This window comes from Roseovarius sp. D0-M9 (assembly GCF_037083805.1).
Lineage (GTDB): Bacteria > Pseudomonadota > Alphaproteobacteria > Rhodobacterales > Rhodobacteraceae > Roseovarius.
In genome coordinates this window covers 47519-62162 of record NZ_JBAPKZ010000025.1, presented here as the reverse complement: position 1 = coordinate 62162, position 14644 = coordinate 47519, and the positions used below count along the sequence as shown (strand labels likewise).

18 protein-coding genes are annotated in these 14644 nt (G+C 62.3%); 10 read left to right on the top strand and 8 right to left on the bottom strand.

What is annotated here, in order from left to right; translation table 11 throughout:
• Positions 1-76: 76 nt before the first annotated feature.
• The 4 genes from V8352_RS15585 to V8352_RS15570 form a co-directional block, all read right to left on the bottom strand.
• Positions 77-241, bottom strand: coding sequence for a hypothetical protein (locus V8352_RS15585; RefSeq protein WP_336425223.1), 165 nt, complete (start codon positions 239-241; stop codon positions 77-79).
• Between the two features lie 32 nt (positions 242-273).
• Positions 274-657 (bottom strand): hypothetical protein, encoded by a 384-nt coding sequence (locus V8352_RS15580; protein WP_336425222.1) that lies wholly within the window; start codon positions 655-657, stop codon positions 274-276.
• Positions 658-804: 147 nt separating this feature from the next.
• Complete coding sequence (locus V8352_RS15575) at positions 805-1089, bottom strand: type II toxin-antitoxin system RelE/ParE family toxin (RefSeq protein ID WP_336425221.1); 285 nt, start codon at positions 1087-1089, stop codon at positions 805-807.
• On the bottom strand, positions 1086-1361 hold the full coding sequence (locus tag V8352_RS15570; protein ID WP_336425220.1) for a CopG family ribbon-helix-helix protein: 276 nt from the start codon (positions 1359-1361) through the stop codon (positions 1086-1088). The genes V8352_RS15575 and V8352_RS15570 overlap by 4 nt, the downstream gene beginning before the upstream one ends.
• A gap of 664 nt (positions 1362-2025) precedes the next feature.
• Here V8352_RS15570 and V8352_RS15565 point away from each other — a divergent pair.
• Positions 2026-3141: a tyrosine-type recombinase/integrase gene (locus V8352_RS15565; protein WP_336425219.1), complete on the top strand. Its 1116-nt coding sequence runs from the start codon at positions 2026-2028 to the stop codon at positions 3139-3141.
• Positions 3142-3144: 3 nt separating this feature from the next.
• Here the strand turns inward: V8352_RS15565 and V8352_RS15560 are convergent, their stop codons facing one another.
• Both V8352_RS15560 and V8352_RS15555 read right to left on the bottom strand, forming a co-directional pair.
• Complete coding sequence (locus V8352_RS15560) at positions 3145-3453, bottom strand: type II toxin-antitoxin system RelE/ParE family toxin (RefSeq protein ID WP_336425218.1); 309 nt, start codon at positions 3451-3453, stop codon at positions 3145-3147.
• Positions 3440-3685 (bottom strand): type II toxin-antitoxin system ParD family antitoxin, encoded by a 246-nt coding sequence (locus V8352_RS15555; protein WP_336425217.1) that lies wholly within the window; start codon positions 3683-3685, stop codon positions 3440-3442. The genes V8352_RS15560 and V8352_RS15555 overlap by 14 nt, the downstream gene beginning before the upstream one ends.
• A gap of 13 nt (positions 3686-3698) precedes the next feature.
• Between V8352_RS15555 and V8352_RS15550 the strand changes: the two genes are divergently transcribed.
• The 9 genes from V8352_RS15550 (at position 3699) to V8352_RS15510 (ending at position 11850) form a co-directional block, all read left to right on the top strand.
• Positions 3699-3860, top strand: a complete 162-nt coding sequence (locus V8352_RS15550; protein ID WP_336425216.1) for a hypothetical protein — start codon at positions 3699-3701, stop codon at positions 3858-3860.
• 271 nt (positions 3861-4131) lie between these two features.
• A complete protein-coding gene (locus V8352_RS15545) occupies positions 4132-4764 on the top strand; it encodes a DUF3047 domain-containing protein (RefSeq protein ID WP_336425215.1) in 633 nt (210 codons plus the stop codon).
• Between the two features lie 248 nt (positions 4765-5012).
• Complete coding sequence (locus tag V8352_RS15540) at positions 5013-6068, top strand: extracellular solute-binding protein (protein WP_442971046.1); 1056 nt, start codon at positions 5013-5015, stop codon at positions 6066-6068.
• 66 nt (positions 6069-6134) lie between these two features.
• Positions 6135-7262 (top strand): ABC transporter ATP-binding protein, encoded by a 1128-nt coding sequence (locus V8352_RS15535; protein ID WP_336425213.1) that lies wholly within the window; start codon positions 6135-6137, stop codon positions 7260-7262.
• Positions 7263-7265: 3 nt separating this feature from the next.
• Positions 7266-8123 carry an ABC transporter permease gene (locus tag V8352_RS15530; protein ID WP_336425212.1) on the top strand — a complete coding sequence of 286 codons (858 nt, stop codon included), beginning with the start codon at positions 7266-7268 and terminating at the stop codon, positions 8121-8123.
• Complete coding sequence (locus tag V8352_RS15525; protein ID WP_336425211.1) at positions 8123-8974, top strand: ABC transporter permease; 852 nt, start codon at positions 8123-8125, stop codon at positions 8972-8974. Before V8352_RS15530 ends, V8352_RS15525 begins: the two co-directional genes overlap by 1 nt.
• A 69-nt stretch (positions 8975-9043) precedes the next feature.
• A complete protein-coding gene (locus V8352_RS15520) occupies positions 9044-9982 on the top strand; it encodes a diacylglycerol/lipid kinase family protein (RefSeq protein WP_336425210.1) in 939 nt (312 codons plus the stop codon).
• Positions 9979-10791 (top strand): metallophosphoesterase family protein, encoded by an 813-nt coding sequence (locus V8352_RS15515; protein ID WP_336425209.1) that lies wholly within the window; start codon positions 9979-9981, stop codon positions 10789-10791. Before V8352_RS15520 ends, V8352_RS15515 begins: the two co-directional genes overlap by 4 nt.
• Before the next feature lie 60 nt (positions 10792-10851).
• Complete coding sequence (locus V8352_RS15510; RefSeq protein ID WP_336425208.1) at positions 10852-11850, top strand: LLM class flavin-dependent oxidoreductase; 999 nt, start codon at positions 10852-10854, stop codon at positions 11848-11850.
• Between the two features lie 9 nt (positions 11851-11859).
• Here V8352_RS15510 and V8352_RS15505 read toward each other — a convergent pair whose 3' ends face one another.
• Together V8352_RS15505 and V8352_RS15500 are read right to left on the bottom strand one after the other, a co-directional pair.
• On the bottom strand, positions 11860-12474 hold the full coding sequence (locus V8352_RS15505; RefSeq protein ID WP_336425207.1) for an Isoquinoline 1-oxidoreductase subunit: 615 nt from the start codon (positions 12472-12474) through the stop codon (positions 11860-11862).
• A complete protein-coding gene (locus V8352_RS15500; protein WP_336425206.1) occupies positions 12471-14642 on the bottom strand; it encodes a xanthine dehydrogenase family protein molybdopterin-binding subunit in 2172 nt (723 codons plus the stop codon). The genes V8352_RS15505 and V8352_RS15500 overlap by 4 nt, the downstream gene beginning before the upstream one ends.
• Positions 14643-14644: the final 2 nt, after the last annotated feature.

Sequence of the window (14644 nt, the reverse complement as noted above, 5' to 3'; positions counted from 1 at the left end):
TGCCAATCGGCTGCCCGAGATCGTCCAGGGGATTGCCTTCAAGGACGGCATCAAGCAACTTCAAGCCGCCGCCTGATCACGCCGTCACCAACTTTCGGGCATAGCTCGGATAGCGCTCGTCTTCACCTTTATCGAACATGATGACATAGGTAACGAAGGCCCATGCTGTGAGCAGTGCTACTTGAGCCAGCAGAGCCCAGATCAGGCCGACGATGGTGGAGACGATGAAGAAGAAGGCCACGCTGAGGATGAGGCCTACAGCGAGCCTTGATCTCATGAGCCAGTGCCGGCTTTGGAGAAGATACCCTTCTTGGCAGCAGGTGCTTCTTCAGCAGCTGCCGGCTCAGGCTGGGGCTCAGCTTCCTCGACAGGCTTGAGCTCGAGATCACCTTCGTTGTCACCAGCTTTGGCCTTCAGGTTGAAGGACGGCTTTGTGACGTTGGACTTCTCTTCTGGCTCAGGCTTGCGTTGACTGAAAGGATCATCCTTTGTCGGCGCAGGCTTGGACTCTGTCTCGGGCTCCTGGCGGTCATCAGGTGTCTCGGAGATGTTGGCCTTGGTCTCTGCCTTGGCAACAGGTTTAGGAGTTGCCTGGGGCTCGGCCTTGGGAGCTGCCTTTGGTTCAGGAGTAGGTGCTGGGGTTGCAGCCTGTGCCACCGGTGCTTTGAGACCCGCTGGGACGATGTCCAGAGTGGCGGAGAAGCCGTTGTCGCCTCGGCCTGCCTTGAGGTCGATGACGATGTCCTGGTTAGCCGCTACAGTGATCTGCGAGCGGACATATCAATCCGGTCACTTCTCGGCAGATCAATCTCGAGCGGTATGAATGACCCGGACAATGGCCACCGCCTCTTCGTTGCCCACTTGGGTGATTGTGTAAGCGAGAATGTAGGGTAATCCCGTTACTGACTTCTCGTAGGTTCCTGTTACCCGTCCTGGGCGTCCTGTTGGCATGTCGCCGAGGGTTAAGGCTGTTGTATCAATGGCGTCGGCAACACGGCGAGCTGCAGAGGGATTGTCAGCAGCAATATAGGTCACTTGGTCGACAAGATCGCCTAACGCGTCGGTTGACCAATGAACCTGTCGCTTCACGCTGTTTTGTCTGCAGCAGCTTTGTCAGTGGCAGCCTCTATCGCTCGACGCACGGACGTCATCGCATCTTCATGGCTTACTGTCCGACCGGCTTCCACATCAGCTATTCCCCGTTCAATGCCCTCGAGGATTGCCAACTCACGGTTCACATATGCTTCCACTGCTTCGGCCGCGAGAAAGGATCGGCTACGCCTAGTCTCGCCAGCCAATTTCCCTAGTCTGGCCTTCAGCTGCTGATCGAGCCTGATTGTCATCGTCGTACTGTTGGTCATGGCCAGTTCCTCATGTGTACATCTGAACACATATACCACTTGAGTGGCTTTCGCAAAGGTCACGTAGCAATCAAGACCCAGTGGACCAGCCTGCAAGGACGGTGCTCAGCAGCTTCATCATGTCGTTTTGTGGTTGAGGGTGGGTAAGGTCATTATGCGAGGCTTCGGGCAATGTTTGCCCCTAGGGAGTGAAAATCAGAGTGGAACTGCTGCAGAACTCTTTGATCGCAGACTTTGGGCCATTTGCACCTGACCGACCCTTAACAGGCCGCTGAAAAAGTATTTCGAAGAGAATTTCTCGTCGACTTCGTCGATGCCGGGCAAGAGGACTTTTCCTCAGATCGACGAGAGCGCTCGAAAAATCAGCCCATTTGGGCACAAGTATATCCAATTTGTAGCCTCATTCTCGAAATGTGTAAGCACCTGCGATGTACACCGGAAAATTTCCTTACAGGACGATTGTTTTTGACAGACGATTTGCGTTTTCGATCACGAACCGCTGCGACCACCGCGCTGGAGGCAGGCGGGCAAATGTCATGCCACGAGCATACATCGTCGCGGCGCTTTATGCCACTAAATAGCACTCAAAACGCCCTGCCTTGCTGTTTGCAGATATGTCCAATAATTTTGCATTATCGGACATAATTGAAGTAGGTACAGGGACATGTCGAAAAACACCGGGAAATCGAGCTCAGCGGCGCCAAACGGGCCCTCCATCAACGAGGACGACGAGAGAGACCCCACGTCGAGCGTGGCGTTGACACTCCCTTCCTTTGTGGCTGGCTCCGGCACCCTTGATCGGCTGGTGGACACGGCGCAGGACTATGCCCGAGCCGCCGCCTCCGACAACACGCTGAAGGCGTATGGCAAGGACTGGGCGCATTTCGCGCGCTGGTGCCGGATGACGGGCGTGGACCCCCTGCCCCCATCGCCCGAGATGATCGGGCTTTACCTCGCCGATCTCGCCTCCGGGTCGAGCCCCTCCCCGTCGCCGTCCGCGTCCCGGCCCCTCTCGGTGAGTACGATCGAGCGTCGCCTCTCCGGCCTCGCCTGGAACTATGCGCAGCGCGGCTTCGTGCTCGATCGCTCGAACCGCCACATCGCGTCGGTTCTGGCCGGAATCAAACGCAAGCATGCGCGGCCGCCGATGCAGAAGGAGGCGATCCTGGCCGAGGACATTCTGGCCATGGTCGCCACACTGGGTTTCGACCTGCGGGGGCTGCGGGATCGGGCCATCCTGCTCCTTGGCTACGCAGGGGGCTTGCGCCGCTCGGAGATCGTCAGCCTTGACGTGCACAAGGACGATACGCCGGACAGCGGCGGCTGGATCGAGATCCTCGACAAGGGCGCCCTGCTGACGTTGACTGGCAAAACCGGGTGGCGCGAGGTCGAGATCGGACGCGGATCGTCGGACCTGACCTGCCCCGTCCGTGCCCTCAAGCAATGGCTGTATTTCGCAAAGATAGACTTCGGCCCGGTCTTCGTGGGCACGTCGCGGGATGGCAAACGCGCGCTGGAGGCGCGTCTCAACGACAAACATGTCGCGCGGCTGATCAAGAGAACTGTGCTTGACGCCGGCATCCGGGCAGAGCTGCCCGAGAAAGATCGGCTGGCCATGTTTTCCGGTCACTCCTTGCGCGCCGGCTTGGCCAGCAGTGCGGAAGTCGATGAAAGCTATGTCCAGAAGCAACTCGGACATGCCTCGGCCGAAATGACTCGCCGATACCAACGCCGTCGTGACCGATTCCGAGTGAACTTGACCAAGGCCGCAGGGTTGTGACGGTCAGCCGTCAAGCAGATAGGCCGTCAGATTCTGGTGAGCATGCAATATCCGGATGATCTCGACCCACTGTCCATCCAGCCGGTAAATCACCAGATGCACACCGCTGGGATGGATGCGCACAGGAGGCGATAACTCAGCGCGCTCCCGGGCAATCTCTGGAAATTCAGCAAGCAGGCCGAAAATCGCGAACAGACCATCCGCATAGCGATCCGCCTGATCGGCACCCCAGTTGGCTGCTCCGTGGTTCCAGATGTTGGACATGTCGCTTTCAGCAGCGGGTCGAATGACCCAACGACTATTTCCCGACATGCTGGGCGCGCATCCGGGACTTGAACGCGCTGCGATCAAGCGGGGCGGCCGGGCCGCTGGCGAGGCCAGCGTCAACAGCGCTCTGAATTTCCGCGATCGCATCACTTCTTGCACGGTCACGCCGGATAAGGTCGCGAACATAGTCACTGGAATTGGCGTACCGTCCAGCTTTCGCCTGCTCTTCGACCCAGCTCTTCATCGGGTCCGGCAATGAAATATTCATGGTGCCCATGATGATCTCCTTCGTGAAAAAGAAATATGGCAAAGTTTGCCAAAAAGCAATGACACTTCATACAAATCAGAACCATTCGGTCATTTATTGGCGCTATCGAAAATTGCTAGAGGCCATCTTCATGGCTCTTAACGGCTATAACGATCAGGCGTTCTGCCCAAATCCAGGCCATTGAAACTAATGGCTAAGTCAAGACGGTTAAATCGCAAAGTTCAGGCGGTAATCACATCAGGCCGCTGGTAACCCAGATCGGCAAGGGCGACGCCCGGATCCTGGTCCACATCAATCGGCAGTCGGTGCCGCATTGATCAAATCTCGTCGAGCAGCTGGCGACAAATGATACCTTTCCACGTCATAACTATTGCCTTGCCCGGCAGTTTGCCTGCCCTAGTTAAAAATCCAGGTCTACGAAATCTGGAGCCATGCACTAGCGAAGGACGCTTCCGATGATCAAAGCCATTGGTCTCTGCGCGGCCCTGATCCTGCCGGCGCAGGCGCTGGCAATTCCGCTGAGCGGCTGGACCGAGCAGCGGTTTTCTCTCTTTTCCGGCAACGATTGGCGGCAAGGCTCCGACAGCGTCTCGGTCGCGTCGAATGGCGCGGTTTCGATGCTCTGGACCAATCTGCCCACCGCCGACTGGGGCGCCCGCACCGCAAGCTGGAGCTGGTCGGTCAGCACAAGCGTTCCCGCCACCGACCTCACCCGAAAGGGCGGTGACGATCGCAACCTGTCACTCTATTTCGTCTTCATGCCTGAAGAGATCGCCCGCCAGAATGCGAATGCGGGCATCCGCCAGCTGCTGAAGGTTCGAGAGGCACGCGTGCTGATGTATGTCTGGGGCGGGAATGCACCGCGCGGGTCACTGCTCCCGTCGCCCTATCTGGGCAATCAGGGCAAGACGATTGTGCTGCGTCCAGCCGAGACGGGTTCGGCCAACGAACAAGTCGATCTGGCTGCCGATTATCGGCGCAGTTTTGGCGAGGCGCCAACCGCGCTGGTCGGGCTGGCCATATCGGCCGACAGCGACGACACGAACACCACGATCACAGCCGGTTTGTCGCGCCTGCGCCTTGAGTGAGCTTGCGTGCCACCAGGCACCCGCCAAAAACTTGACCAATTGTAAAAATATTTGGCCCCATCAGCCCATCGGCAGTTGACGCCTCGCGCCAAGTTCTGCCTATTGAACGGGCCGGGCGCAGGCTGATCCTGCCGCGATCCCGCATGAATTCAAGGGCCGGCGCACGTCACGAAACTGTTGCACTCCTGTGCACATAAGCGCGGCGGAGCCATCCGGATAACCAAATGGAGATTTCAATGAAAACCATCATGCTCACACTGACCGCTGGTGTTGCCACCACCGCGCTCATGGCCTCTGCCGCCAGCGCTGACACGCTGCGCCTGCTGACCTGGGGCGGCTACGCGCCCGAGAACGTCATCGAGATGTTCGAGGAAGAGACGGGTCACACCGTCGAAGTCACCATGTCCAACAACGAGGAAATGATCGCCAAACTGCGCGCCACGGGCGGCAGCGGCTTTGACCTTGCCCAGCCCAGCCAGGACCGCATCGCAGGCCCGCAGGCCGAATTCGGCATCTACAAGCCCATGGACCTGAGCCAAATCAACGAAGACCTCTTCATCCCCTCTATGCTGGACGCGACGAAGACAAACACCACCGTCGACGGCGAAGTATATGGCGTGCCGCACGTCTGGGGTACCAGCGGCCTGATCGTCAACGGCGCCGAAGCCGAGGGCGTCGCCGATTACACCGACCTGTGCGATCCCGCGCTCGAGGGCAAGGTTTCCTACCGTCTCAAGCGTCCGACACTGATTGGTTTCGCCTATTCGATGGGTCTCGACCCCTTCGCCGCCTACGGCGACGAAGCGGCCTATACCGAGATCATGAACGAGGTCGAGGCCAAGCTGGTCGAGTGCAAGCCCATCGTCAAAACCTACTGGGATGGCGGTGACGAGCTGCTCAATCTGGTGCGCTCGGGCGAAGTTGTCGCCGCGATGGCATGGGATACCGGTGGCTGGAAGCTGAACGCCGACAATTCCGACATCAACTTTGTCGCGCCCGCCTCCGGTGCCCTCGGCTGGATCGACACCTTCGTCCTGCCCGCCAAGGGTCAGGCCGATCAGGCCGCCTATGACTGGATCAACTTTGTCATGCAGCCGGAAGTCGCGGCGATGATCACCGAATCCGCCGGTAACTTCACCGCATCGGCTGGCGCGGACGAGTTTGCATCAGATGCGCTCAAGGCCCAGTATCAGGAAAGCTTCCCACCCGAAGCCGTGGACAACATTAAGTGGTATCCCCCCGTGCCCGCCGGTCTCGAAGCGATCGAAGGCGGCGTGCTGGACCGTGTGAAGGCCGCTCAATAATCTGCGAAATCGCGGGCGGCCCCATTTGCGTGGGGCCGCCCGTTTTCATGTCTGGAAATACCCCTTATGACCGCTGCCTCCGATAACGCCCGCACCGGCGTTCCCGATCTCGAATGCACCAATCTGACCCGCCGCTTTGGCGATACGGTGGCGGTCGATGATGTGTCCTTTTCGGTGCCCGCCGGTTCATTCTTCTCGATCCTGGGCCCCTCGGGCTGCGGCAAGACGACGATCATGCGCATGGTCGCGGGCTTTCTCGAGCCGTCATCCGGCGACATCGCGATCAAGGGACGCTCAGTCCTCGACACGCCGCCCAACAAGCGACCAGTCAACATGGTGTTCCAGCACCTCGCGCTCTTTCCGATGATGAACATCGAGGACAACATCGGCTATGGCCTGCGCCGCGCCGGAGATTCCAAGGCCGAGATTGCCCGCAAGGTGGATGAAGTGCTTGACCGCATCGGCCTGCCCGGTATCGGCAAACGCAAGACGGACGAGCTTTCGGGCGGCCAGAAACAGCGCGTCGCCATCGCCCGATGCATGGTGCTGGAGCCTGATGTGCTGCTCTTGGATGAGCCGCTGGGGGCGCTGGACCTCAAGCTGCGCGAGCGCATGAAGGTCGAGCTGAAATCCCTGCAAGCCGCCTTCGACACCACCTTTGTCTATATCACTCACGACCAGTCCGAGGCACTGGTGATGTCCGACAGCATCGCCGTGATGAACGAAGGCAAGTTCGAGCAGATCGGCAGCGGTCAGGATCTCTACTATCGCCCGCAAACGCCTTTCGTCGCCAGCTTTGTCGGCGACAGCAATCGCTGGCGCGGCACCGTCCAGCGCGTCGAGGGCAATACCGTGGAGCTGCGCACCGATACCGGCCTGACCATGCGCGCCGCCACCAAGGGCGCGACCACCAAGGGCGCGGATGTAAACATCTTCGTGCGCCCCGAGGCGATCCGCATTGGCCGCAGCGCTGATGATCTGGCCCAATTCGACAACCGGCTTTCGGGCCAGGTCGGCAGCCTGCTGTTCAACGGCGCCGCCAGCCGCATCATCGTGACCAGCGACGAGACCGGCGGCGAGGTCGAGGTTACCCTGCCCCAATCGGGTGAATTCGCTGACCTGCAACGCGGCGCCCCCATCCACATCGGCTGGGCCGCCGATCAGGCCAATTGTTTTGCCGCGGGCGAGGGCTGAGCGATGGCCAACAGCGCCCGCCTCGGCTTTATCCTGCTGCTGACGCCGCTCTTGCTGTGGCTGAGCCTACTGATCCTGATCCCGCATGTCGACATGCTGATGCTCAGCCTGCGCGAACGTGTCGGCGTGGGCGAATACGAGGCCAGCTTCGCCAATTACAAAACTATCCTGACCGAGCCGCTTTACATGCGCACCTTCATGCGCACCGCCGTCATGGCAATCATGGCAACGCTCATCACGCTGCTGATCGCCTTTCCGGTGTCCTATTACATTGCCAAGATGGTGCGGGGCCGCGCGCGCTCGGTCCTCTTCTTGCTGTGCCTCATCCCCTTCTGGGTGTCCGAACTGGTGCGCACCTTCGGCTGGATGATCCTCTTGCGCGAGACCGGCGTGATCTCACAATTCCTGCAATGGTCGGGCGTCGTTTCCGGGCCGGTCGAGATGCTCTATAACGACGCCGCCATCATGACGGGGCTCGTTTATACCTCGATGCTCTTCATGGTCGTCCCGCTGGTCACGACACTGGACAGCCTTGACGACGCGGTCATCGAGGCGGGCTATGACTTGGGCGGTTCAGGCTGGTCCGTCATGCGCGAGATAGTGATCCCCCATGCGGTGCCCGGCATCGTCTCGGGCTGCATCGTCGTCTTCATGCTGAGCCTTGGCAACTACCTGACCCCCACCATGCTGGGCGGCAAGGACAGCCTCTGGTTCACCGAGATGATCTATTCGCAGTTCATCGTACGCTTCAATTGGGAACTGGGGGCCGCCTTTGGATTCATGCTCCTGGCGGCGTCGTCGTTCATCATCTGGGCAATGCTGCGTCTGACCGGCCAGACGCTGGAAAGGACGATGGGCTGATGATTCCCACCATTCCCACCCCCCGCGCGCTCAACGTCATCTGGACGGGCTATGTCGCCCTCTTTTTCATCTACCTGACATTGCCGCTGCTGGTCGTCGCCACCTTTGCCTTCAACGACAGCCAATTCCCGTCCCTGCCGTGGGAGGGGTTCACGCTCGACTGGTTCTTTGGCGATAGCGATCCCAAGATCGGCGTCTTTCACGAACGCAGCATCCTTGGCGCCATCGGCACCTCGGCCATCGTCGGCGCGTCCGTGGCCATCCTCTCGGTCGCCGTGGGCACGTCCAACGCGTTCCTCTTCAACCGCTACAAGTTTCGCGGGCGCGGGGTGCTCTATGTGCTGATGCTGCTGCCGCTGGTGGTGCCCGGTATCGTGCTTGGCATTTCCATCCTCGTATTTTCCTCGACGCTCGCGAACGGGCTGTGGGATGCGGCGAACATCGACGCGCAATTCCTGCGGCCAGGCCTTGCGCTGGTCATTCTGGGGCAGTTCTCCTTCATCACCACCATCGCCACGCTGGTCATTTCGGCCCGCCTGCAAAAGTTCGACACCACGCTCGAAGAGGCGGCGCTCAATCTCGGAGCAAACCGCCTGACGGCCGTGCGCACCATCACCATCCCCTTTCTGATGCCCGCCATCGTCGGCGCGGCTGTCGTGGCCTTTCTCATGAGCTTCGAGAATTTCAACACCACGCTCATGCTGGTCGGCTCGGACGCGCCGCTGACCATCGCCATGTTCGACCGCCTGAAAGAAGGCTCGACGCCTCTCCTCAACGCCGTCTCGCTGATGCTGATGATCGGCTCGTCCCTCCTCGCGCTGATCCTGGTCGCCTTTCAGAAACGCGGCTAAACCACTCGCCCGAGGGAACGCACGGGGCCCCCGCGCTGTTACTCCCGATCACAAGGGGTAACGCCGCAGATGACAGACGCTCACACCACCAAGGACCAGCCGCACATTTGCGTGCTGATCAACGCCAGCTCGGGCAAGCAGGGCGCGGACGGCGCGCGTGCGCGCATCGAAAAGGCGTTTCAATCCGCTGGCACCCCCGCCGAGATCCGCGTGCTCGCCAAAGGCGGGCAGATCAGCACATCAGCGCAAGGCGCGCTCGACGATGAATTCGACATCATCGTGGCCGCAGGCGGCGACGGCACCATCGCGGGCATCGCCGGCACCCTGCGCGGCAACGGCACCGTCATGGGCATCGTTCCCTTGGGCACGTTCAACTATTTCGCCCGCTCCCTCGACATCCCCGAGGACATCGAGAGCGCGGTCGAGCTGATCCTCAACGGCGCGCAGCGTCCCGTGCCTATCGGCACCATCAACGGCCACACGTTTCTGAACAATGCCAGCCTCGGCGCCTACCCGGCCATCCTGCGGACCCGCGAGGAGACGTATCGCAAATGGGGCCGCAGCCGCCTTGCCGCCTATTGGTCGGTGCTGGTCACGCTGGTCACGCTGCGCCGCCCGCTCAAGATTCATATTGAGGCGGATGGTTATGCCCGCACGCACCGCACGCCCTTGGCCTTCGCCGTCAACAACGCTTTCCAGCTGCGCCAGATGGGCCTTGAGGGCGAAGAGCATATCGCCGCCGGGCGCCTTGCCCTCTTTGTCGCGCCCGATACCGGGCGCTGGGGGATGCTGAAAAACGCGGCCATGCTGGCGATGGGCCGCGCACAGCGCGACATTCCCTTTGATCTCATCGGGGCCAAGCAAATCACCATCACCGCCCACCGCAAGCGCAATGACGTCGCCTGCGATGGGGAGCGGTCGCGGATGCGCGCGCCCTTCGATCTGCGCGCCATCCCCGACGAGCTGACCGTGATCGTGCCCAAGGACCGGCAGGCAGGCACAAGGTGAGCCGTCTTATCCACCTTTCCGACCTGCATTTCGGTCGCGCCCGCCCCGAGTTGTTGCAGCCGCTCATCGCGCGGGTGAACGCGCTTGGCGCGGACCTCGTGGTCATTTCCGGCGATCTGACGCAGCGCGCGCGCTCGGTCCAGTTTCGCGCCGCACAGAATTTCATGGATTCGCTGGACGCGCCGGTGCTGGTGGTGCCCGGCAATCACGACATCCCGCTGCATGATCCTTTCAGCCGCTTTTTGCACCCTTGGCGCAACTATCGCCGTATCATAGACGAGACCCTTGAACCCGACTATCTGGATGACGGTCTCAGCGTGCTGGGCGTCAATACGGTCAACCGCTTTGTCCATCAGAGCGGTTGGTTCAATCCCGTCGCCCTTTCGCGTATCGCAAGCAGGTGGGAGAATGCCGGAACACGCACGCGCGTCATCGTGGCCCATCACCCGCTGGATCAGCGGCCCACCGATACGAAAAAGCCGACACGCGGCGCGGATCACGCCATCAACACCCTGTCCGAGCTTGGCGCCGATATCGTCCTGTCGGGGCACCTGCACAGCTGGCGGGCCGCGCTGCTGACACCTCCCAACGAGGGGCGCGCGATCTTGCAGGTCCATGCAGGCACGGGCCTCTCCACACGGCTGCGCGGCGAGGAGAACGATTTCAACCTGATCGAGACCGAGCCGGATCGCATCTGCGTCACCCGCTATGCCGCAGGCGCGGGCGACAAGGGCTTCGAGCCGATGCAAATTTGCCACTTCGGGGCGGGTGATGCGGGCTGGACATTGCTGCACGGCGACACCAGCTGACTTGCACTCGGGCCCACGCGGCCCCACCTTGGGGCAAACAGACATCCAAGGAACTTCCCCATGCGCTACTCCGTTCTCGATCTCGCGCCCGTGCCCGAGGGGCATGACACCCGCACCGCCATCGCCAATTCCGTGGCCTTGGCGCAGGCCGCAGAGGGCTGGGGATATCACCGCTATTGGCTGGCCGAGCATCACAACATGCCCGGCATCGCCAGCGCCGCGACGTCTGTCCTGATCGGCCATATCGCGGATGCAACAGAGCGCATGCGCATCGGAGCGGGCGGTATCATGCTGCCCAATCACGCGCCTCTGGCAATCGCCGAGCAATTCGGCACGCTCGCCACCATCCACCCCAATCGCATCGACCTTGGCCTTGGGCGCGCGCCGGGCGGCGACATGAACATCGCCCGCGCCCTGCGCCGGGGGATGGAGCAGGACAGCTTTCCCGATGATGTCGTCGAATTGATCCAGCTTCTTGGCGATCATCGCCCCGGCGCGCCCGTGGCGGCGCATCCCGGCGAAGGCACCCATGTGCCCGTCTGGATCCTCGGCAGCAGCCTTTATGGCGCGCAGCTGGCCGCGCATCTGGGCCTGCCCTACGCTTTTGCCTCGCATTTTGCGCCCGATGCGCTGGATCAGGCGGTGCAGATCTACCGCGACCGCTTCCAGCCGTCGGCCCAACTTGACCGGCCCTATTTCATGCTAGCCGCCAATGTCTTTGCCGCCGAGACGGACGCCGAGGGCGCATATCTGCGCACCTCGATGCAGCAAGCTTTTGCCCACTTGCGCACAGGCAAGCCCGGCAAACTACCCGCCCCGGTTGCGGACATCGAGGCGACCATCGGCCCGGACATGACCCGCGCCGTTGGTCAGGCCCTGCGCGTCAGCGCGACAGGCAGCAAGGCATCGGTGCGCAGCGCGCTCACCGCAATGCAGGATCGGTATACCCCTGACGAGATGATCCTGACCGGACAGATCCACGACGCGGCAGCCCGGCAACGCTCCTTCCAGATCGCTGCCGAGGTGCTGTCGGATATGGGCGCCGCGCAGGCGGCCTGACCCGGTCCCTCAGCCGCTGGGGCACCCTGCCCCGGCGTCGATCCACGCTTTGGTCAATGCGCCAAAGCGTTCCTGACTGCCCGGCGCAGGCTCGCGGCCCTCGCCCGGCTCCCAGCTCCAGCCGACAAGCCCGTCTTCGGCGTTATGCTCGTGCAGCTCGGCCAGCGTGCGGTCGCCGTTGCGCTCGGGGTCTTTGATCTGCTCGCAAATCTCGGGCAGGGTCAGCCCGATCCATCCCATCGACACCGGTGCCAGATGCCACGGGTCATGGCCCGGCACAGATCCTTCGGCGCCCGTGTATTCGACGTTCTCAGCGCTGTGGCAGTTGCTGCACCGCATCCCCGGCGCACCAAATCCGCCTTGCCCGCGCACGACCGGCGGCTGATGCAGCGCCAGATCATCGCCCTGACGGGGCGTGCCGTCCACCGGGTGGCAATTCAGGCAGCGTGGATGCTGAAGCACCTTGCCCATCTCATTAAAGATCGCCGCCGAGCGTTCGCCCTCATCGGCAATCCCGTCAAAGCTTTCGGGCTCGGCCAGATCCTCGGCAAAGGCCGGCAGGGCCACCAAGGGCAGCGCGGCCAGAGGCACGGCGATCAGGAATTTACCAAACATCCGCATCATACCGCTCCCGCTCCAAAGGGCAGCCGGTAAGGCATCTTGCCCGTCAGCGACCGCCACGCATTCGCCACCGCGGGCGCGATGGGCGGTGTGCCCGGCTCGCCCACCCCCGTCGGGTCCACCTCCGACGCGAGGATCGTTACCTCGATCTGCGGCATCTCGTTGATGCGCAGCGTCCCGTAGCCGTCATAGTTGCTCTGCCGGACGCGGCCCCCCTCATCCAGTGTGATCTCACCGTGCAACATGGAGCCAAGGCCAAAACCGATGCCCCCCTCCATCTGCGCGCGCACTACATCAGGCGTCACCGCCACACCGCAATCAATGGCGCACCAGACGCGAGTGACATGCGGCCTGCCATCACGGTCCTCGACCTCAGCGATCTGCGCCACATAGCTGCCGAAACTGCGCACCACCGCGACACCCAGCCGCTTGTCCCCCATGCCCGGCCCGGACCATCCGGCCATCTCGGCCACGCGCATCAGCACGGCGGCATCACGGGGGCGATCCTGACGCATCAGGTTCAGGCGCCCGTCTACCGGATCGCGCCCCGCAGCCAGCAGCACCTGATCCATGAACGTCTCGACTGCATAGGCCGTATGCGTATGCCCGACCGAGCGCCACCAGAGCGTCGGCACCCCCGCCTGCATCTGCGCCCAGCTCAGCCGTCTGTTCGGCATGTCATAGGCCAGATCGTTCGACCCCTCGTAGGCCGTCGGGTCCAGCCCGTCCTGCATCATCATGGCAAAGGGCGTATCTGCGATGATCGACTGGTTGGCGACCGTGTTGGACCAGGCCGTGATGTTGCCCTCCGCATCCATCCCCGCCTTGAAGTGATGCGCCGTCAGCGGCCGGTAATAGCCCGCCCGCATATCGTTCTCGCGCGTATAGACCAGCTTGTAGGCGCCCGGCCCCGCCGCCTTGGCCACATGCGCCAGCTCGGCCGCCAGATGGCTGTCCGGTGTCGCGCGGCGGCCAAAGCTGCCACCCGCAAACATCGTGTTCATGGCGATATTGCCGGGCTCCATGCCCAGAATGGCGCCCATGGTCTGCTGGCTGATCGTCGGGATCTGCTCGCCCGCCCAGACCTCGGCGCCATCCTCGCGCAGCTCGATCACACCGTCCAGCGGCTCCAGCGCGGCGTGGGCAAGATAAGGAAAGAGGTAATCGGCCTCGATCACCTCCGCGGAATTGGCCAGCGCCGTATCCACGTCACCCTCGGCTTCGACCGTCTGGGCAGGCGCGCGCGCCGCCTCGGCAAAGACGCGGGCGATTTCGCCTGACGAGCGCGTCTCAGCCTCGCTTTCGTCCCACTCCACGCGCACCGCGTCGCGGCCCTTGAAGGCGGCGAAGGTGTTGGCGGCATAGACCGCAATCCCAGATGGCACCTGCCGCACGGCATTGACCCCCGCCACGTCAAGCGCGGCGGTATCGTCGAAGTAGGCCACGACGGCGCCGAATTTCGGCGGGTGGACCATCGCCACCACCTGCATCCCGTCGCGATAGACATCCATGGTGAATTCCGCGCTGCCGTTGGTCTTGGCCGCGCTGTCCAGCCGCGTGACAGACTGTCCCCCGATCAGCGTAAAATCCTCAGACGATTTCAGCGCCACATCCACCGGCACGGGCACCTGTGCGGCCGCCTCGGCCAGCGCGCCAAAGCCCGAGGAATTGCCACTGCCCTCATGCGCCACGACGCCCTTGCTAACGGTGATCTCGCCCGCTGGCACGCCCCATGCATCCGCCGCCGCCGACACCAGCATCGCGCGCGCCGCCGAGCCCGCCTGACGCATCGTCAGATAGGAGTTCGACAGGCCCGTCGACCCTCCGGTGCCCTGAATGCCAAACGCCGTGTTGACATAAACCACTGGATCCGAGGGCGCCTGCGCCGCCCGCATCTGCGACCAGTCGGCATCCAGCTCTTCGGCCACCAGAATGGGCAGGCCGGTGTTGGCCCCCTGCCCCATCTCGATATGCTTGACCAGCACGGTCACGGTGTCGTCAGGCGCGATGCGCACGAAAGCATTGGGTGCAAAATCGCCCTCGCCCGCCGCCACGCTGGCACGCCCCTTGCCGGGGGCCAAGTAGAGGCCCAGGATCAGCCCCGCCGAGCCGGCCAGAAATCCGCGCCGTGTGGGGCGCGGCGCAGTCATTGCCTTGATGTTCGGATGCATGT

Excerpts from the sequence above, each read along its gene's own strand:
- V8352_RS15570 (WP_336425220.1), bottom strand. The coding sequence starts at position 1,361 with ATGACCAACAGTACGACGATGACAATCAGGCTCGATCAGCAGCTGAAG.
- V8352_RS15565 (WP_336425219.1), top strand. The coding sequence starts at position 2,026 with ATGTCGAAAAACACCGGGAAATCGAGCTCAGCGGCGCCAAACGGGCCC.
- V8352_RS15560 (WP_336425218.1), bottom strand. The coding sequence starts at position 3,453 with ATGTCGGGAAATAGTCGTTGGGTCATTCGACCCGCTGCTGAAAGCGAC.
- V8352_RS15555 (WP_336425217.1), bottom strand. The coding sequence starts at position 3,685 with ATGGGCACCATGAATATTTCATTGCCGGACCCGATGAAGAGCTGGGTC.
- V8352_RS15545 (WP_336425215.1), top strand. The coding sequence starts at position 4,132 with ATGATCAAAGCCATTGGTCTCTGCGCGGCCCTGATCCTGCCGGCGCAG.
- V8352_RS15540 (WP_442971046.1), top strand. The coding sequence starts at position 5,013 with ATGCTCACACTGACCGCTGGTGTTGCCACCACCGCGCTCATGGCCTCT.
- V8352_RS15535 (WP_336425213.1), top strand. The coding sequence starts at position 6,135 with ATGACCGCTGCCTCCGATAACGCCCGCACCGGCGTTCCCGATCTCGAA.
- V8352_RS15530 (WP_336425212.1), top strand. The coding sequence starts at position 7,266 with ATGGCCAACAGCGCCCGCCTCGGCTTTATCCTGCTGCTGACGCCGCTC.
- V8352_RS15525 (WP_336425211.1), top strand. The coding sequence starts at position 8,123 with ATGATTCCCACCATTCCCACCCCCCGCGCGCTCAACGTCATCTGGACG.
- V8352_RS15520 (WP_336425210.1), top strand. The coding sequence starts at position 9,044 with ATGACAGACGCTCACACCACCAAGGACCAGCCGCACATTTGCGTGCTG.
- V8352_RS15510 (WP_336425208.1), top strand. The coding sequence starts at position 10,852 with ATGCGCTACTCCGTTCTCGATCTCGCGCCCGTGCCCGAGGGGCATGAC.
- V8352_RS15505 (WP_336425207.1), bottom strand. The coding sequence starts at position 12,474 with ATGATGCGGATGTTTGGTAAATTCCTGATCGCCGTGCCTCTGGCCGCG.
- V8352_RS15500 (WP_336425206.1), bottom strand. The coding sequence starts at position 14,642 with ATGCATCCGAACATCAAGGCAATGACTGCGCCGCGCCCCACACGGCGC.